18 protein-coding genes are annotated in these 19,933 nt (G+C 35.6%); all 18 read right to left on the bottom strand.

The window, feature by feature from the left end; genetic code table 11:
* Positions 1-66: 66 nt before the first annotated feature.
* Positions 67-1,473: a mannose-1-phosphate guanylyltransferase/mannose-6-phosphate isomerase gene (locus J3455_RS07255; RefSeq protein WP_130050492.1), complete on the bottom strand. Its 1,407-nt coding sequence runs from the start codon at positions 1,471-1,473 to the stop codon at positions 67-69.
* 210 nt (positions 1,474-1,683) lie between these two features.
* Positions 1,684-2,460, bottom strand: coding sequence for a glycosyltransferase family protein (locus J3455_RS07250; RefSeq protein WP_130050491.1), 777 nt, complete (start codon positions 2,458-2,460; stop codon positions 1,684-1,686).
* A complete protein-coding gene (locus J3455_RS07245) occupies positions 2,457-3,653 on the bottom strand; it encodes a glycosyltransferase family protein (RefSeq protein WP_130050490.1) in 1,197 nt (398 codons plus the stop codon). The genes J3455_RS07250 and J3455_RS07245 overlap by 4 nt, the downstream gene beginning before the upstream one ends.
* Positions 3,654-4,547: a hypothetical protein gene (locus J3455_RS07240; RefSeq protein ID WP_130050489.1), complete on the bottom strand. Its 894-nt coding sequence runs from the start codon at positions 4,545-4,547 to the stop codon at positions 3,654-3,656.
* Complete coding sequence (locus J3455_RS07235; RefSeq protein WP_349561425.1) at positions 4,540-5,613, bottom strand: glycosyltransferase family 2 protein; 1,074 nt, start codon at positions 5,611-5,613, stop codon at positions 4,540-4,542. Before J3455_RS07235 ends, J3455_RS07240 begins: the two co-directional genes overlap by 8 nt.
* Complete coding sequence (locus J3455_RS07230; protein ID WP_349561424.1) at positions 5,591-6,844, bottom strand: hypothetical protein; 1,254 nt, start codon at positions 6,842-6,844, stop codon at positions 5,591-5,593. The genes J3455_RS07235 and J3455_RS07230 overlap by 23 nt, the downstream gene beginning before the upstream one ends.
* Before the next feature lie 2 nt (positions 6,845-6,846).
* A complete protein-coding gene (locus tag J3455_RS07225; protein ID WP_349561423.1) occupies positions 6,847-8,031 on the bottom strand; it encodes a Coenzyme F420 hydrogenase/dehydrogenase, beta subunit C-terminal domain in 1,185 nt (394 codons plus the stop codon).
* Positions 8,015-9,238: a polysaccharide pyruvyl transferase family protein gene (locus J3455_RS07220; protein WP_130050485.1), complete on the bottom strand. Its 1,224-nt coding sequence runs from the start codon at positions 9,236-9,238 to the stop codon at positions 8,015-8,017. Before J3455_RS07220 ends, J3455_RS07225 begins: the two co-directional genes overlap by 17 nt.
* Entirely contained in the window at positions 9,213-9,791 is a 579-nt protein-coding gene (locus J3455_RS07215) for a CatB-related O-acetyltransferase (RefSeq protein ID WP_168990001.1), read from the bottom strand. The genes J3455_RS07220 and J3455_RS07215 overlap by 26 nt, the downstream gene beginning before the upstream one ends.
* Positions 9,757-10,932, bottom strand: coding sequence for a hypothetical protein (locus J3455_RS07210; protein ID WP_349561422.1), 1,176 nt, complete (start codon positions 10,930-10,932; stop codon positions 9,757-9,759). The genes J3455_RS07215 and J3455_RS07210 overlap by 35 nt, the downstream gene beginning before the upstream one ends.
* A gap of 9 nt (positions 10,933-10,941) precedes the next feature.
* The gene (rfbC, locus tag J3455_RS07205) at positions 10,942-11,493 is read right to left on the bottom strand and encodes a dTDP-4-dehydrorhamnose 3,5-epimerase (RefSeq protein WP_130050482.1); all 552 of its coding nucleotides are present in this window, start codon (positions 11,491-11,493) and stop codon (positions 10,942-10,944) included.
* Positions 11,490-12,380, bottom strand: coding sequence for a dTDP-4-dehydrorhamnose reductase (gene rfbD, locus J3455_RS07200; protein ID WP_130050481.1), 891 nt, complete (start codon positions 12,378-12,380; stop codon positions 11,490-11,492). Before rfbD ends, rfbC begins: the two co-directional genes overlap by 4 nt.
* 2 nt (positions 12,381-12,382) lie before the next feature.
* The gene (rfbA, locus tag J3455_RS07195; RefSeq protein ID WP_130050480.1) at positions 12,383-13,252 is read right to left on the bottom strand and encodes a glucose-1-phosphate thymidylyltransferase RfbA; all 870 of its coding nucleotides are present in this window, start codon (positions 13,250-13,252) and stop codon (positions 12,383-12,385) included.
* A gap of 4 nt (positions 13,253-13,256) precedes the next feature.
* The gene (rfbB, locus tag J3455_RS07190; protein ID WP_349561421.1) at positions 13,257-14,336 is read right to left on the bottom strand and encodes a dTDP-glucose 4,6-dehydratase; all 1,080 of its coding nucleotides are present in this window, start codon (positions 14,334-14,336) and stop codon (positions 13,257-13,259) included.
* A 202-nt stretch (positions 14,337-14,538) separates the two neighbouring features.
* A complete protein-coding gene (locus J3455_RS07185; RefSeq protein WP_130050478.1) occupies positions 14,539-16,773 on the bottom strand; it encodes a polysaccharide biosynthesis tyrosine autokinase in 2,235 nt (744 codons plus the stop codon).
* 13 nt (positions 16,774-16,786) lie between these two features.
* Positions 16,787-17,221, bottom strand: coding sequence for a low molecular weight protein-tyrosine-phosphatase (locus J3455_RS07180; RefSeq protein WP_130050477.1), 435 nt, complete (start codon positions 17,219-17,221; stop codon positions 16,787-16,789).
* Positions 17,222-17,229: 8 nt separating this feature from the next.
* A complete protein-coding gene (locus J3455_RS07175) occupies positions 17,230-18,345 on the bottom strand; it encodes a polysaccharide export protein (protein WP_130050476.1) in 1,116 nt (371 codons plus the stop codon).
* Positions 18,346-18,816: 471 nt separating this feature from the next.
* On the bottom strand, positions 18,817-19,932 hold the full coding sequence (wecB, locus tag J3455_RS07170) for a non-hydrolyzing UDP-N-acetylglucosamine 2-epimerase (RefSeq protein WP_130050475.1): 1,116 nt from the start codon (positions 19,930-19,932) through the stop codon (positions 18,817-18,819).
* Position 19,933: the final 1 nt, after the last annotated feature.

Genomic DNA, 19,933 nt, shown 5'->3' with positions numbered 1-19,933 from the left:
TGACAGCTAAAAACCTGATAACAGCCATCTATTATGTTTATCTACATCTAATATCTCGAGTTTGCCTTATTTCACTCGACCATAACGGTCTTCAAAACGCACGATATCATCTTCACCTAAGTACGAACCCGATTGCACTTCGATTAACTCTAAGTCAACTTTACCAGGGTTTTCTAACGCATGAACCGCTGTAATTGGAATATAAACAGATTCATTTTCTGTTACATATTGCTCTGTATCATCAATTTGTACTTTTGCCGTCCCCGATACTACAATCCAATGCTCTGCGCGGTGGTGGTGCATTTGTACCGACAACTTAGCACCTGGTTTTACAGTTATACGTTTTACTTGGAAGCGCTCACCATTATCAACTGAGTCATATTTTCCCCATGGTCGATACACTTCACGATGGAAAGTAACTTCAGAGCGCTCTTCAGCTTTCAGCTGATTTACAATCGCTTTAACTTCTTGTGATTTATCTTTATGGGCAACTAAAATAGCGTCTTTCGTATTTACAATTACTAGGTCTTCAACACCTACTGTTGCAACAAGTTTGTCTTCACCAAATACAAGCGTATTCTTTGTATCTACCGCTTTTACATCACCTTTAAAAGCATTGCCATTTTCATCTTGTGAAGACACTTCCCAAAGGGCAGCAAAACCACCTACATCGCTCCAACCAGCATCCATAGGCACAACAACTGCATCTTTTGTGTGCTCCATTACAGCATAGTCAACCGACTCATCTGGGCAGGCTTCAAAAGCAGCTTTATCTACGCGAATAAAGTCCATATCGCTGCTTTGTACTGCAATGGCTTTTTCGCAAGCTGCATAGATATCTGGGCGGAATGCTTTTAATTCTTCTAGATAGCGGCTTGCTTTAAATAGAAACATACCACTATTCCAGTAGTAATCACCGCTTTCAATATACTGTTTGGCTGTGTCTAGGTTTGGCTTTTCAACGAAACTGTCAACAACATAACCATGCTCTACCGCTTCACCACGTTTGATATAGCCATAACCTGTTTCAGGGCTATTACCGACAATGCCAAATGTCACTAGTTTATCTTGATTTGCTAATGCAGCTGCTTTATTGACACTAGCCTGAAATGCTGCTGAATCTTCAATTACATGGTCTGCAGCAAGAACTAGTAACAGTGGGTCTTGCTCATTTTCAATCGCTTTAAAAGCAGCTAGGGCTATTGCAGGTGCCGTGTTACGTCCTACTGGCTCTAAAAAAATACCGCCATGTTCTGCACCTAATTGACGAACTTGCTCTGCAGCAATAAAGCGGTGCTCTTCATTACAAATAACCAAAGCAGGTGAATGTAATATCCCATTCAAACGACTTAGTGTGCTTTGCAACATCGTAAAGTCACCACTTAACTTTAAAAATTGCTTCGGGTAATTACCGCGAGATAGCGGCCATAAACGGGTGCCTGAGCCACCTGCCATTATTACTGGTAAAATCATTATAAAAACCTTGCATAATATATTTAAACTAATTTCGCTTAAAACAATCCAATAAAAACTCAAATGACGAACACAAAACCTACAACCCTAAAACCTAGAAAAACATATATAGATGACATAATAAATTGAAATTTAAAACAATAGATACAGCATTTAAAAACTTAACCAAACTTCCGAAAATAAGATAAACAGCCATTAAAATATAAAAAGCTAAAATAGAGTTCTTTTGAAAAAACGACGGCTCATCATAACAAACCTGATTATACTCTTTAAGTGCCAATAAAAATGACGAGAAAAAACCTTACGATTTTCTAAGCCTCGCAAGTGTATCCCTTTAATGTCTTTAAAAAAAAGCACTTTTTCGTTAAATTTTTTATAGAATCGATAACATATATCTATGTCTTCACAATACATGAAATAACGTTCATCAAACCCTTTCAAATCTTCATAAGCGTTGACATTGAAACATAAAAACGAACCAGCACACCAATCCACATAAAGCTTGCTATCAAGTATATCATTCTTATTTATAATATAGTCATTCTTATAGCCGATGAAAGAGTAAAAAAAATCACTAAAGGTAGGAAACTTCCTTATACATTGATCGCAATCTTCGTAATTATCATCTAAATACAAGTTCAAAGTAGAAAGTTTTGATTTACTTTCTTGAGAAAAATAAACTAAGCGAAAAATTGAATCTGCGGAGACTATTATATCTGGATTGAGACAAATAAAACTATCTTCAGAACCAAGGTCAAATTTATCAGAAAAATAATCAAAAGCTAAATTATTATTAGCACCAAAACCTCTTCTTTTACCATCAAAAAAGTAACATAAATTATACTTTTCACAATAGAGCTTCAATGCAACTTCACCAATATTATCAACAACTAAAACTTTAATTCCATTAAAAGCCAAACTTGGGAGTGTGTTAATTCTATTAATGACATCAAAATGGCCATGAGATACAACAGATATATAAATCATAGGTCAGCACCTAATATTTTTTTATATTGCTTATAAACCTGTTCAGACATATAATCCCAATCGAATTCAGGTATATGCAAAGCCTTAAAATCGACTCCACCAGATAAAATCTTATCGACGTATAATTCGAGATCTCTGGTATCCATATTATCTGACAATTCGTCATATATCAGGCCAACCCCTGGATTATCTCGATACAAAACATCAAAATCACTTACACCTTTATTAGAGACTACATAGATACCGGATGAAATATATTCAGCAAATTTAACGGGGCAACTAACAAGAGATGTTAGACCTTTCCTTCTAAAGCAAAAACCAATATGCGCCTCTTTATAAACATCTTTCATTTCAATAAAAGGAACTCTAGATATTGAAAAAGAATCTTTAGGTAAACCAACTTCATCTGCTAATTTTATAAACTTCTCATCATCCGCCGAACATATCCTTAAAAAAACCTTATCCCGATATTTTTTTCTTAACTGATTGAATAAAAGCAAAGTTTCTTTTGGGCAGTGCCATTCTTGGCATGAACCACTATATAAAAAGTTGACGATATCAGTTCTCTTATTTAAGGAAACGGAATTATCATAAACAGTTGGATTACTGATATTAAATATTTTATTTTTTTCAATCGAAAAGTTGCTTAGCAAATATGATGAAAAATTATTTGATACAGTAAAAACAGAGCTTGCTTTATTTATCAACAAACGCTCACAAAATTTAAGCAATTTATATTTAAAAGATCCATTTTTAATTTTACCAACTTGGACTGTTTCCTCAGGAAGAATACCTCTCATATCAAATATGAAGGGCTTTCTTAATATTGAAGACAGGACATATGCCAACATTCCTCCTCCATAACTTCTTGCATGGATAATATCAACTTCCTTAGCAAGATATAAAGAACTTCTTAATATCTTGAAACTATCTATAATAAAAGATATTACGGACTGGGTTTTTGACACAGTTTTAGAGAACTCATGAATGTTAACAAACGCTCCAACACGGTCAAATGTCTCATTTCTATTCTTTATATATAATGGATCTTTTGACTCTTCCACTTTTAATGTTGATATTAAATCGTAACTTACATTGTATTTCCTGTTTATAAATTCAAACTGAGTTATAACTTGCGCTTGAAGAATACCTGTAGAAAAAACATTTTCATAAGCTATATATAGTATTTTCATTTAAACCTCTACACACTCAATGTTAAGTCCCAGAGAAAACACTTCACTAGCTGATACCTTCACTTTACCGTATTCGCCTCTATTAGTAGACATTAAAATTCCTTTCGAGTAAAAGGCCTGTGTTAGCATATCTTTATAACTTAAACGCCCGTCATGAAATACAAACTTATCTTCTATTCCTAATGCACGTACTTCTTCTATAAATTCAATACCATTTAAACGATTTATATCACCAAGAATACGCACTTTGACACTTTTACCTTTTACAAAATCAATTATTGATTCATAATTCCTTTTTGAGTAATCAACACTTCCAACTACAACATAATAATTTTGTTCTTTCCTTTCAAAATCCAAACCATCCGCTATAAAATTTAAAAGATTTTTACAGGAAAGCAGCTCCAACTTACCTACCAAGCAACCTCTAGAAATATACTCATCATTTAAAAGCCAGGCCTTAACCCCTGGTGATAAAACATAGATTTTATAGCTACTTTTAATAATAAAGTTACCAAATATATTTCTAAATATCTTTTTCTTTAATTTCACGGTTCCACCAAAATCTAAAAATGTGTCGAAATTATGCGAAACAAAACTAAGATTATACCCCAAAAAAAAGCAACAAACGTAATAAAACAATGCCTTGGGAGTCTCAAGCGTGTTAAATATAGCATTTTTAGATGACCGTCTATTTTTTATTAAAATTGACAATACATGGAGAAAGCTTTTTGATAACCTCACATCATAAGTCGACTTTAAATCTTCGATTAAATCTGATTGTGTTAAATTTGGGTTTACTATCACACAATCCCCTTCGCCTCCTAACTCTCCAACAAGTCCATATAAAACTTCATCATGGTAGCTATTTAACTCAAAAAAAATATTATTACTCATTGTAATCCTGGGGTTCAATAGTTTTTCCTAGTTTATTCCTCACCCCATCATTAAATGCTTTCAGGAGTAGAAATAAGCGCATTAATTTTTTATCATCATACAACATAACACCAACAGATTTAGTTACCGCATCACTTGCAAGGTACATTAAAGAGAAAATTAGCTTATTAGGAAAAAACTTCCGTGTTAGATAAATCCTATTTCTATAATTATAATAATATCTAATTATAAACCTCGGCAATGTATTTCTATCACTACTTCTTCCAAGAAAATATTTTATATTATTACCCTCAGAGCTACCTCCAACCCTGTGTACAATATGTGCTTTACAAATATTTTTGAATAATATATTTAAAGACTTAGCACGGAGACAAAAATCAACTTCCTCACACCACATAAAATAAGACTCATCAAACCCTTTGACTTGAGATAGAGTATCGTATGTCATAAGCATAGAAGCCCCATTTACATATCCATTAATATCAGAGTAGCTATCTAAAACACTCTCAATCGCCTCATTTTCAGCAATTAGACTACCTTGACTACGCCAAGTAATTTCATTAGTACCACCTAAACATTGAATTTTACCTGTACTTTCCTTAATTAAAGTACATCCGTAAATCACACTATCATCTAGCTTAAAAGCAGCTTCTATTTCAGAGAGAGAGTGGACACCTATCAATGTGTCATTATTCAAAATCCATATGATATCGTTTTCAGAAGCTTCGGCTTTTATTTTTTCAAAATTCCTATTATTACCATACCCAAACCCCAAATTAGGTTTTCTATGATGATTAAAAAAAACACTACGGCCATTTTTTTGATACATGAACTCATCGCCGCACAATGCTTTAAATCCTAACTTGTGCAATCTTAAATTCGTCTCTTTAAATGTCTTACTTTCATCCTCGCTAACATCACAACAATAAATATTTACACTTACAAAAACATTACAGCTCTGCAATGAATTACAAATTGACTCTATACAATTAATTGTCAAATCCACAGCTTTGTAATTAACCAGGGATATGAAGATCTTTCTTTTAACAATAGTTTTTTCTTTCATAACTTTTAATTATAACCATATAAATTGAGAAATATAATAGCGGTTGAATATTAAAATCAGAAACCACCATATAAAATATAGAAAACCACATAAAAGCTAAATTAATAAAAAAACAGTTTGTATTAATGGAAAGCTTAACAATGTTTCTAACTATTAAAATGACTAAAAAAACAAATGGAAATCCCAAAATCAGTAAAGAAGTCAACAAAAAGCTTTTTGGAGAAATAAGCGTACTGTAAGTACTGGTATCAACGTAGGATTTAATTTCGCTGTTATAAAAATAGCTAAGCAAGCTAGAGTTTTCTATATACTCCTGAAGATAAAGAGGATAACTCATACCCACACCAAACGGATTAAATAAAAGCATCCTCACACTTTCAATTGCAACTAATGCACGAGTAGAGAAAGAACCATCTGAATGAACAAATGTATACTGTACAGCATAGTTAAAGTAGTCACTTTCAGTTACAAAATATAAAAAGAATGAAAAAATAAAAACAAAGAGCAACAACTTTTTGAAACTAATTTTTCTTTTAGAAAAAAAGTAATGAAATGTAGCTACCACTAATATTATAGGTATGAGTAGTACAACAAGTTTAGATTTCACGCTGACAATAGAAAAAACCAGCAAAATCATATAAACAAAAGAATACAAACTATAAAATTTAAAACTAGATGAATAAAAAGACTGCTTAATAAAAAAAACTAACCACAAAAGAAAAAAAAGCCTATAACTAGCTACGGAGGGTTCTTTATCTAAAATAGAAATTCTTCCATAAACATATACATCATTAGCATTAAGAATAGTTTCATTTGGAAACAAGTTTAAAACTTGCAGTATCGCGGAAATTAAAGTGACACTGTGTAAAAAAAGAATTAAATAACAAAATCTTTCAACATTTAAACTACTGAATTGAAAATAAATTATAGCGGGAGTAACAATAAAAATAGTTAAATATATTAGCGCCACAACAGAGTCAGACAAATAAAAAAGGTTAGTTTTAGAAACTGAGTAGCTTAAAAAGCCTACTGCAGAAACTATAAAACCATATAAAAGAACAAGCACCGAAATTATTAAAAGCTTTCTTTCCGAAAAGTTTAATTTTTTTTTAAATATGAAAATAAGAATAAATACAAACAATGTAATAACAACATGACTAAACCTTCCTGGAATAGCCATGTTGAGAAATTGAATTTGAATTAAAAATATTACCGTAAGTACATAACTCACATTCATATACCTTTAGCTTTGCCTATTAAACGCTTAAACATCCCATAGAAATTTGAGCATGTTTTATAAAAACCATTCTCATACGCATTCCTATAAATGCTATAACCACCTTGTTTTACTACATACTTCCCTAACACTTTAAATGCTAAAGTTCTAGCAAATATGTTACGTTTTCTGTTAACTTGATATGGTTGTATTTTCTCTAAATTATCTAAGCAATAGTCTTTTACATCCAGAACTTCCGCGCTTATCATTTGATTCAGAACCGCTTTTCCAAACGTGCTTCGAGCAAGTATTAAGCTTCTCCCCTTACTTTCATTAAAAAGAGGATACCCCCTTTCGTCACTTTCCCAAGCATCCGCACAAACGATATCAGCAGATTGACCCACACCATCAGCACAAATTTTACAACGAGTATGAAGCTTTTTATTTAATACATTACCCCACGATTCTTCATAGTCTAATTGGTAAGTAGAATCTTGCGTTTTTATTTCTGTCTTACCTGGCCACCCTTTGCCACGATACGAAATATGGCTAACTTCATCAGGGTTAAGAGTGAACATTGCGATAAGATCTTGTGTTGCATTTTGGCTCGGTGTTCCAGCACAGAAAAAGGATGCTAACATATAAACTTTATCCGCAAGTCGCCTATCCTTTTCCATCATAGCTCGGATAGCGCTAATATCACATGGTCTTCCAATAACTAGATAAGTGCCATCCGCATCGATTAAATTTTTAAGAGAACTCAAAACAGATGATGGCGAATACCGACTACCAGCCCTAGCTATAACACTTTTTGCATCATTACTAATGTATGTTTTGTTTGTTACACCATCACTGTCTGAAACACCAACATGAAGAACCCCACTCACTTTTCCTGTCTCTAATAAGTATATTGCGAGCTGAGTTAATACTCCTCCTGAAGAACCTTTGTGTCTAACCTCATCACTTTTAGAGAAACCTGTTAGTGAGCACTCAACATTTCCCCATAAGTTATGAGTAAAATTACCTTTTAAAGGTTTAGTTTCAATACCAGGACAAAAGTCAGCTATATTCGTTGTATGGATGTCTTGCGGTATTAAGAACCCGTCACTGTCATACTGCATTGCATTGAATTTTGAATAAATATTACAAGCTCCACATCCAATACACATACCAGAACTAATCACCTCACTTATTGTTTTCATAAGAAAGCTCCAATACCTCCAGTAAACCTCTTTTGTATTCATTCAGATAATTATTAGCTGTTTTAATTGCAAGATTTAAGTCCAATGCCAAACTTTCATTTTTTGAAATTTTGTCTTTTATTTCCGACATTAAAGATTCTTTCGTTAGCTCTTTTAAATCTAAACTATGTTCATAGCCTAATGTTCTAAACAAACCGTCAAACTTTCTACTATATGCTAAAGGGATTACTGGAACGCTAGTTGAAAAAGCTGCAATAGTTGCGTGCATCCGCGAGCCAAGAAATAGTGAGTAGCCTGAAATATAAGATTTTGCTTCGATTGGATTATTAAATTTAGGAGCTACTTTTACATCATTGAACATCTTAGCTAAATGAACGCAGGCTCTATAATCATCTTCAAGAGCTTGCTCATCTGATATTACATGGGATACCAACTCGACATTATAAGCAGTTTCTTCAACAAAATAACGAATCAGTTCCTCAATAAACTCAGGATAATCATCTTTCAGACCAAATTGGTTGCCACCAGTGTAACCTCCATTAAACAATAGCCCAGATACATTAATACCTACTGTTTGTGAGGCAATCTCAATATTTTTTGTAAATGGCATTGCAAACGCAACATCAATTACTTGAATAGACTTAGAATTAGGAAGTAAACTCTGAAAAACATCTCTTGATTTTATATCTCTAATAAATACTTTACTTGCATTTTTTAAGATAAATTTAGCCATTAAGCTGCTTTTTCTTTTTTTAAAAGGCCCTATAGTTTGGGGAGCTATTATAAGAGGTCTTTTATTTACAAGCACATGGAGCTTTGAAAAAAACAACCTTAAAAACCTTGATGTTCCATAAATATCAGTAAAACTATCACCCTCCCCAATATCAAAAACGACATCAAACTTATTAAACAACCCTAGTTTATCAAGTTTAAGTTTCTTTATACTTGAAATAATCTTTCTTGGAGAATATACAACATGCTCTATTTTATGGCCCACTATACGCTCAACTTCAACCCTTGCGTTTTTTCCATCTGAATTAGGTGTCCCAACGGTTGTAAACTTAACTTCATAACCCGCTTCTTTCGCAACACTACTAATTAAGTATATATGCCCAATAGCTAAAGCCCCAACTCCCAAATTGTCAGAGTCTAAGCTATGCCACAGCAAAGCCACTTCGATACTACGTTGAAATTTTTTCTGGTTCATATGCCATGCCTGATATAATTATGCTAGAAAATTTATTTTTGTCCATTGTCCACCATTTTGTAGATTCTATTTTTTCTATAGTCTCTGCATTAAATCGGTATCTAATAAGTTTTGCTGGGTTCCCCCCAACTATCGAATATGCTTCGACATTTTTTGTAACTACAGCACCAGCAGCTATAACAGCACCACGACCTATAAACTCGACTGATGGAGTGATTATTACGTTATGTCCAACCCACACATCATCCTCTACGACTAATTCAGTCCTCTGTATTTTCTCTTCCGAGACAATACCAAGCGATGTGTTGTATAAATATGGGTGTAGTGAAATATATTGAAGCCCATGGTTTCCATTTAATATGTAACAGCTATTAGAAAATGAGCAGTAACGACCAATCTTTGTATTATTAGGTATTCTTTTTATATCGAAACAACCATAACTATAAAGCCCTATATCAATATTATATTTATCTTTGAAATACTCCCTCTTCACAAGTGACTCTAAGTCATTCTTTCTTTCAATAAACCTTCTTATTTTGTATATTAAATCCACGATACACCATCACTAAAAAGTACAATACAACTGAGATTGAAAATATTACAGACGATATGACAAAAGCGTCATTAGAGCTGCTTGGATTAAAATAAGCTATAGCAATCAAGTAATTAAAAATCAGAGTTATACTTACAAAAACTCTCAATCCTTTATATCCAAATGCCAATAAGTGACTACCTAAAGCAGCCGCAACATAACGTAAAAAAACATATAATGAAATATAAAATGGAATAATTTTGTAATCATCAACATTATCTAATATTAGTCCCAAAAAAAACTCCATTCCAAAATACAGAATTATTGAGCAAGTACCACCAAGAGAGATCGAAACAAACACATACACCCAATTAAGTTTCTGTTCCTTCGATATTATAGGTATATATACATTACTAAGAGATTGAATTAACACAAATGAAGCCTGACAAAATTTTTGACACACTTGGAAAGTTGCATATTGTAATGGTGATAAAAATACTTTCGATATTGTTAGCTCTAAGGGTCCATACATTGATGACGCCACCGAGTCTATTGCAAATGTAAACTCTTTTCTAATTAATGAAAAATAGGAAGTACTTTCCATCTTCAAAGCTAGGCCTATACTTTTAATTAAAGCAAATAACAACATAACTCTAAATATTATAATATAGAGTATTGTAAAAACACCTTGCTCGAACACAAAAGAAAAAACAAGCACCAAAGCGGTTGCAAGAAAACTTAAATAGCTGAACTTTAGTTCAAACTTGTGTTTACTGGTAACTCTTGCACAAATAGCTAACAATTCACTAAAGCTCAAAACAAAGCTATAAAAGAAAATCAATATAGCAGTAAAATAACTTCCGTTTAAATCAACACCAACTATTATTAGGTAAACTAGAAATGAAGCCAATGAATTAACTACAAATATCTTCATTGCTTTCGACAAACTCGCTTGAACTGTCATTTCACTAGAAACAAGAATACTATTTCTTTGTCCAAACTCCGATAAAACTAATAAAAGTGAAGCCAATGACAAGCAAAAAGATACATTTACAAATTCACCTAATTCAAGTTGTTTAGCTAATAAGAAGAACAAGCCAAAATTCATCACTAGTTTAATTATAATACTTTGTGATATTGATATAATCTTTAGCTTATTCAACTCAAGACCCTACATTTCATTTTCTAAACGAATCGACCTGAAGTTTAGGCCCTCGCGATCTTTTTGGGATAGCATTAAAGAAGCCCCTTTTAAGGGCCAGTGAATGTCTAAATCAGAATCATCCCAAGCAATCGATATCTCGGCATGAGGGTTATAATAGTCTGTACACTTATATACAAACTCAGCTGATTCACTAGTTACATAAAAACCATGTGCAAAACCAGCTGGTATCCATAACTGACGTTTGTTTTCTGCAGATAAATATTCCCCAACCCACTGTCCGAAAGTTGGGGAATTTTTGCGAACATCTACAGCTACATCAAAAACCTCACCAGATGTAACTCGAACCAATTTACCTTGTGTGTTCTCTGTCTGATAATGTAAACCACGCAAAATACCCTGTTTAGATTTTGAGTGATTATCTTGAACAAAGTTAACATCTGCCACGTTTTCTCTGAACCAGGTATCACGGAATGTTTCCATGAAAAAACCTCGGTCATCACCAAAAACCTTTGGCTCTAATATTTTTACATCCGGAATTAACGTATCAATTATTTTCATTGTTCGATTTCTTTTTGGTATTTGCTTATGTTCTTAAGAGCTGCCTGCCAATTGCTTGCGGAAACATTAAATTCACTGTAAATTTTATCGCAATTTAAACGTGAATTTTTTGGTCTGCTAGCAGGCGTTGGGTACTGTTCTGTTGATATAGAATTAACCACAACAGCCGATTCAAAAAGCCCTTTAGTATGTGCCTGCTGGAAAATAGCCTGTGCAAAATCAGCCCAGTTGACCGTCGGGTAACCTGAAAAATGATAAATACCGTAAGCATCATTGCCGTTGTAAAGCGAAAAGGCAATCTGAAGTATCGCACTCGCAATATCGCCCGCATAGGTTGGCCCACCGAATTGATCACCTACAATATTTAGGGAATTATTTGATTTAGCCAAGCGAAGCATCGTTTTGACAAAATTATTACCAAACTCTGAAAACACCCAAGAAGTTCTGATAATAACATGCCTTTCGCATGCTTCTGCTACAGCGACTTCACCAGCAAGCTTGCTTTGACCATACACACTTTTTGGAGAAGTTTCTTCTGCTTCTTTGTATTCGTCAACATGATTACCCGCAAATACATAGTCAGTTGATATATGGATAATACTTGAACCTATATCATTTGCCGCCATAGCAAGGTTTTTTGGACCAGTAGCATTAATATCAAACGCTAAGCTTTGCTCCGATTCAGCTTTATCTACAGCGGTATAAGCAGCTGCATTGATAATAACATTAGGCTTATAGCGACTTACGACTTCCTGAACGGCATGGTTATTTGTAATATCTAATTCTTCGCGGCCATATGCTAGCACATCGACATTTGGGAATGCCTGCAATGCTAATTTTAAACATTGACCAACTTGACCATTTTTACCGGTAATCAATATCTTCATTTTTATTTCTCAGATGCAAGTTGTTGAAGGTATTGCCCATATTCATTTTTCAACATAGGTTTAGCCATCTCAAGTACCTTTTCTTTTGATAGCCACCCATTTCTTAGGGCAATCTCTTCTAAACAAGCCACTTTTAAACCTTGAACATGCTCAATTGTTTCTACAAATGAAGATGCTTCATGTAGGCTTTCATGCGTACCTGTATCTAACCAAGCAAAACCGCGACCTAAAAGCTCTACATTGAGTGATCCATCTTTCAAATACATATCATTCAAAGAGGTAATTTCTAATTCGCCCCTTTCTGATGGAGTTACCTGTTTAGCAAACTCAACTACTCGATTATCGTAAAAATAGAGTCCCGTAACGGCATAATTTGATTTAGGATGCTTTGGCTTCTCTTCAATTGAGATTGCCTTCATATTTTCATCAAAATCAACAACACCGAATCTTTCAGGATCCTTAACTTGATAACCAAATACCGTTGCGCCTGATTCACGCTCTGCCGCATTTTTTAATGTTTTGCTAAATGATTGGCCGTAAAAAATGTTGTCGCCTAAAACCAAGCAAACAGAATCATTACCAATAAATTCTTCACCGATGAGAAATGCTTGTGCCAGCCCATCTGGAGAAGGCTGCACGGCATAGGTAAGACTGATACCAAAATCAGAGCCATTACCCAATAAGCGTTTAAAGCTATCGTTATCTTCAGGAGTTGTAATTATTAATACCTCTCGAATTCCCGCTAACATAAGCGTCGAAAGTGGATAATAAATCATTGGTTTATCATAAACTGGCAGTAACTGCTTAGAAACTCCACGTGTAAGTGGATACAATCGCGTGCCAGATCCACCGGCTAATATAATTCCTTTCATATTACTATTTACCTTTTATTTCGCCTAAACGCTCTCGCTGATATGAACCACTTTGCACATCCTCACACCATTCACGGTTTTCTAAGTACCACTGAACTGTCTTACGTAAGCCTGTTTCAAATGTTTCTTCAGGAACCCAATCTAATTCAGCTTGCATTTTACTAGAATCAATTGCATACCTTCTATCATGACCTGGTCTGTCAGATACAAAAGTAATTTGCTCTGAGTATTTAGCCTGTTTAGGTACCAATTCATCTAAAATGCTACAAATAGTTTTTATTACTTCAATGTTTTGCTTTTCGTTGTGACCACCAATATTGTATGTTTCACCGACGACACCTTTAGTAACAACTTTATAAAGTGCACGGGCATGATCTTCAACATATAACCAATCACGGATCTGATCACCTTTACCATATATTGGTAATTCTTTACCATCTAGAGCATTCAAAATGACTAAAGGGATCAACTTTTCAGGGAAATGGTAAGGTCCATAGTTATTTGAACAATTGGTCACGATCGTTGGTAAACCATATGTACGTAACCAAGCACGTACTAAGTGATCACTTGATGCCTTACTTGCTGAATAGGGACTGCTAGGCTCATACGATGTTTGTTCAGTAAATAATGGCAATTCTCCATCCACAACTTCATCAGGATGTGGCAAATCTCCATACACCTCATCTGTTGAAATATGGTGAAATCTGAATGATGCTTGCTTATCAGTACCCAGTTGACTCCAATATTTTCTAGCAACCTCAAGCAAAGTGTAAGTTCCTACGATGTTTGTTTGAATAAATTCAGTAGGGCCAGTAATTGAGCGATCAACATGAGACTCAGCTGCTAAATGCATTACTAAATCTGGTTTATGAGTATTAAATACTCGCTCTAATTCCGAGCGGTCACATACATTCACATGTTCAAAAAAATAACGTTCGGACTCTTGAATAATACTAAGAGACTTCAGATTACCAGCATAAGTTAGCGCATCAACGTTAATTACATGATCTTGAGTGTTTGCAAGGATATGTCGAATAACCGCACTACCAATAAAACCAGCGCCGCCGGTTACTAAAATTTTCACAATAAAAGCCTTTTTATACTTTATATTTTCCATGTAAAGGCTACATTACCCAGCCTTACTCTCTGAATTTAAAAAATGTCTTGGTACTAAATACTCTACTGAGACACGTTTTTCATTTTGAGCCAACCGAATGTAACCATTTTTTTGTAATTAATTATTCCACGCTATCTAAAAAGCAACCAATTAAGAACTACTTCTATCCCTATTTATATTCATAGTTGTAATACCCATAATACCCATATGCATTGCTGGCTTTTTTAAGTACGCCGTTAAATACCACGCCTTTTACATCTATACCATTTTGTTCAAAACGGTTACGCGTAAGTTCAAGCTCACGTACATGGTTTTGCCCAAAGCGAGTTACTAGTAAAGTGCTACCTGCATGGGCACTCACTATTGCAGGGTCTGTTACTGCTAAAATAGGTGGCGTATCTATAATTATTAAGTCGTAATGCTCTTTAATGGTGTCTACTAATTTTGAGAAGCGCTCATGCATTAATAGCTCAGATGGGTTTGGTGGTACTTGACCGCGAGTAATTAAATGTAAGTTTGCCACTGTGGTTTGTTTAATTACATTTTTAAGCTCTAATCGGCCCGATAAAAAATCACTTAAGCCGTTTTCCCATTTTTCGTTAAAGGCTTTTTGTAAGTAACCTTTACGCATATCTGCATCGATTATTAGCACCTTTTTATCGCTTTGCGCTAATACGGTTGCTAAGTTAACCGATATAAATGACTTACCCACACCTGGGCTTGGGCCAGATATCGCAATAACGTTGTTTTTTGCCTCCATCATCGCAAAGTGTAAGCTAGTACGTAGGCTACGTAGTGCTTCAATTGCTAAGTCAGCAGGGTTTTCAACCGCTAATATCGTATTTGCCTGGGTCGCTTTTTTATTTTTTAATTTACCAAACGATACCAACTTATCCTGATGGTCAGAATACGGTACGCTTGCATAAACAGGTAAACCCATAGCTTCTATTTCGCTTGGGTCTTCAATCCCTTTATGCAGTGCTTTTTGCACTAACACAATTGCAACTGCAAGCATGCCACCAAGCATAGTCGCCATAACCACTATTAGCGCTTTTTTAGGTTTAACCGGTTTTGATGTATTTACCTCAGCGTGGTCAATAATACGAACATTACCTACGGTACCTGCACGCACAATATCGAGCTCTTGAGTTTTAGCAAGTAACATAGTGTATATCTGGTTGCTTACCTCTACATCCCGCGTTAAGCGTAACAACTCTTGCTGGGTAGATGGTAAGTTAGTTACTTCGCCAGTTAAGTCGTCTTTTTGTTTTTTTACAGCTTTAATTTGCTCAAGTATACCTTGGTAAGCAGGGTGGCCTTTTTTAAATTTACGACTAAGCTCCAAGCGTTGCAATTCTAGTTCTTGTAATTTAGTTTCTAGCTGTACAATTTGATCAAGTACACCTTGTGTTTCTAGCGTAATATTTACTGATTTCTGCTTAATTTGGTAATCGTTAAAGCGCTTTTCGGCATACTCAAGCTGTTTTTTAACCTCAGGTAATTGTATTTCTAAAAACTCAAGTGACTTTTGTGCCTCTGCACTGTTGCGCTCTACATTGCGGCGTACGTATATACCCGCCACCTGCTCAAGTACTTTCTCGGCGTATTTAAAATCAGTATCTTGTAAAGTTAAATCAATAATACCTGAGTCTTTACCTTTTTCGCTGGCACCTATAGCTGTTTGTAAGTCTAAAATGGTATTTAAGCGGTCACGTTTGGTAATTATAAACTCGGTACCCGGGCGTGCATTTAAACTACGTACCGTTAGCTCAATAACACCGTTAGTAAGCTCTTGCCCAACAGGGCCTGTTAATACTGTTTCGCCCTCTTCGTTTAACAATTCTAATTGGTTATTTTGCTGGGCGACAACAACAAACTCAGAACCAATATTAAAGCTAGGTACATCAAACCTAAATACGTCAATGCTTTCGCCACCCCAAGCATACGAGCTTGCGCCAAAGCTCGGCTCAGCTAGTTCACCTGGTGAGCTTGGTTTAAAGCTTCTGTAGGCACGGTTACCAATTAATGGGAACAATTTAGGTTTAACTACCGTATCTAGGTTTAGTTTATCGACTGCCTCGCCAATAACAGAGCGCGATTTTAATAGCTCTATTTCGGTTACTGCTGCCGAGGTACTTTCGAACATGCCGCTCATGTCATCAAAGCCCGGTACCGTGGCGCTGTTGTCTTCTACCTGTATCATGGCGGTAGCTTGGTAAACAGGTGCTGCATACAAAGCATAAATAACACCCAGCATCATAAACACACCGGTAATGGCCATAATAAATAATTTACGGTCGAGTAAAGCACCCAATAGCGCCATTAGGTCTATCTCTTGCGACTCTTGCTGGCTAATTTGTGTTGGTCGGTTACTTTTATTTAGCGTTGAAGGCTGAGCATTCATTAATGCAGTTTCCTTATAAATACTTTTGCCAAGCGCTACATGCGCTGTCTATTAGCTCATAAACATGGGTAAATGCTTCTAAGCTTTGACGATATGGGTCGGGGATCTCGGCGTCGTTTAACCATTTGCCTAACAAAAACGTTTTACCTCTTGCTTGAGGGTAACGCGTGCATAAGTCAGTTAGATGACGTTGTTCCATTACTAAAATAACGCTGTTGTTCTGTACTAATGCTGAATTAATTTGTTGGCCACGGTGCTCTGCCATGTTAATGCCATGCTGCTCAGCAATTTGCTGAGCAGTAGCATCGGCTGGTTTACCTTCTAATGCAGTTAAACCAGCTGAAGTAACAGTAATCCCTTTGTTTTGTAACTTACTTTTAAGTACATACTCTGCAGTTGGGCTTCGGCAAATGTTGCCAGCACACACTACTAATACTGAGTCAAACATACTTATCCTTAGTTTGTATTGGCTACATCGTTAATTGAGTCAACCGTAGAAATAGATGGTAGCAATAAACTGATTACGCGGTTCCAGCGTGCAAGAGGTGCAGCGGTTACATATACAATATCGTGCGGTTTAAGTTCAAATTGCTCTGCTAAAACCAGTGCAGCTACATTTTTAGCATGTAATTGGTACACATCTGCAATTACACCATCTTTGGCTAAGTCGCGTTTACGCAGTACAAAAATGCCGTTTGCATCGGCGGTTGCTTCTCTAATACCGCCCGTGTCGCTTAATGCTTGTGCTAGGTTTAAGCCATAGCGGTCAATATCTACGGTGCCAGCTTTAATTACATCGCCCAATACATATACTTGGTGTTTGTCGTTACGGCTAACATGCACAATATCACCATGTTTTAATAACCGGTTTTGCGAAATATCACCATAACTATAAAAGTCATCAAGGCGAATTATTTCTGTTTTATTACCCGAGGTGTAGGTTACTTCACGCCAATCGGCGCGCTCTGTAATACCACCCGCGTTGTTTAAAACGTCTATAATTGTGAGCGGAATTTCTGTAATTGGGTATACACCAGGGTTTTCTACTTCGCCTGTTACATAAGTTTTTTGACTTCTAAAACCAACTATTTTTATATCAACTTGTGGGTTTTCGATTACTCGGCTTAAGCGCTTTACAAGGTCTTCGCGCACTTCGGCAACAGTGCGCCCTGCTGCTGGTATTTTAGGAGCATAGGCATAAGTGATTGTGCCATCTTCTGCTACACGAAAACCATCAAACTCTGCCGTACGTTGTACAGCCGCAGGAATGGTTAATTCTGGATGATCCCATACACCAATTGTTAGAACGTCACCTACCCCTAAACGATATTGGTAATCAGATGTATCAATACCTTGCGTATTACTGGTATTAACTTTTTTGGTTTCACGCTTTTGAATATTAATCAAAGAGGAATCAATAACTTGAATGTTTACTTTTTCTAGATCTTTTTCTAAGTTTTCTACTTGAGACCCTGAGTTTATACCTTCGTAATGACTACCTGGTATGATTGTACATGCACTTACAGAGAGGAGAGATAAAGATGCTGCAAGGAGTTTAAATTTGAACGCCATTCTTCTTCCTAAAAGATTATTATATAAGTTTACACTTACTTATTTTAAAGCTGATCAATTAAAGCATGACGGCTTGTTATACGCAAGTTAACAAGGCCTTGAATCAAGGCTAAACATAGCTATTTTTATACATAAACCTGACCACTAAAGTGGCGATTAGAACGCATTAGCAGTATGAGGTTTACAATTTATATGGAGTTCTTTTTAGGAGTAATTAAAGTCGAAGACTTTTATGACTTGTTTATTCGTAAATTAGCAACTTTGCATTACTATCCATTTACATTGGAACATCCTTAAGTAGGGGCATTATACAGGCGGCTCGCTATATTTCAAGCTTGGTTTTGTTTCTAAAAGCGGTTTTAATATAACCCATAACAAAACTGCTTGTTAGCTAAGTAGTTATGCTAACAAGCAGCTCTAATTTCACTGATAATTGCTGTTCTGTTCGCCTTTAGACCAGCTAAAAAATATTTAACTGGTAAATAAACCCTCAATGATACGTTCGCACGCTTTTCCATCACCGTATGGGTTATGTGCAAAGCTCATTTGTGTATATGTTTCTTTATTATCAATTAGCTCACTCACCGCGTTTATAATTTTATCGGTGTCTGTGCCTACTAACTTAACGGTACCTGCAGCTACCGCTTCTGGGCGTTCTGTAGTATCACGCATTACTAACACTGGTTTGCCTAAACTTGGCGCTTCTTCTTGTACGCCACCTGAGTCTGTTAAAATTAAATATGCTTGGTTCATCAAAAACACAAATGGCAAGTAGTCTTGTGGGTCGATAAGTTTTACATTGCTTTTATCTGCAAGCAAACGCTTAACTGGCTCTTGTACATTTGGGTTTAAATGCACAGGGTACACAAAATTATAATCAGGGTATTTTGAGGCCAGCGACGAAATTGATTGGCAAATTCGCTCAAACCCACCACCAAAGCTTTCGCGACGATGACCTGTAATAAGTACATAAGGTTTATCAAGAATATCTGCAAATTTTTCGGTTAATTGTTGTTGCACATCTACTTTTGGCAGTACGTTATTTTTAACTTGCAGTAATGCATCTATTACCGTGTTACCCGTTACAAAAATAGCGTTTTTTGATACGTGTTCACGTAATAAGTTATCGGCAGACGCTTGCGTAGGGGCAAAATGTTTAGCTGTTAGTACACCTGTTAAGGTACGATTTGCTTCTTCTGGCCATGGGCTATACAAATTACCTGTGCGTAAACCTGCTTCTACATGACCTACTTTAATTTGCTTGTAAAACGCGGCCATTGATGCTGCAAATGTCGTGGTTGTATCGCCATGAACAAGCACCCAGTCAGGTTTAAACTCATCAAGCACATCACGTAAGCCAAGTAAGATCTTACTCGTAATATCGTATAAATCTTGCCCTGCTTTCATTATGTTTAAGTCATAATCTGGCGTTATTTGAAAAAGATCCAGTACTTGGTCAAGCATTTCTCGGTGCTGTGCTGTTACACACACTTTAGCTTCAATTCTTGCATCGTTTTCAAGCGCAAGAACTAACGGCGCCATTTTAATTGCTTCGGGGCGGGTACCAAATACGGTTAAAACTTTCATC

This window comes from Pseudoalteromonas sp. NFXS39, from assembly GCF_040148775.1.
Classification (GTDB): Bacteria; Pseudomonadota; Gammaproteobacteria; order Enterobacterales; family Alteromonadaceae; genus Pseudoalteromonas; species Pseudoalteromonas apostichopi.
This window is presented reverse-complemented; position numbering and strand designations above follow the sequence as displayed.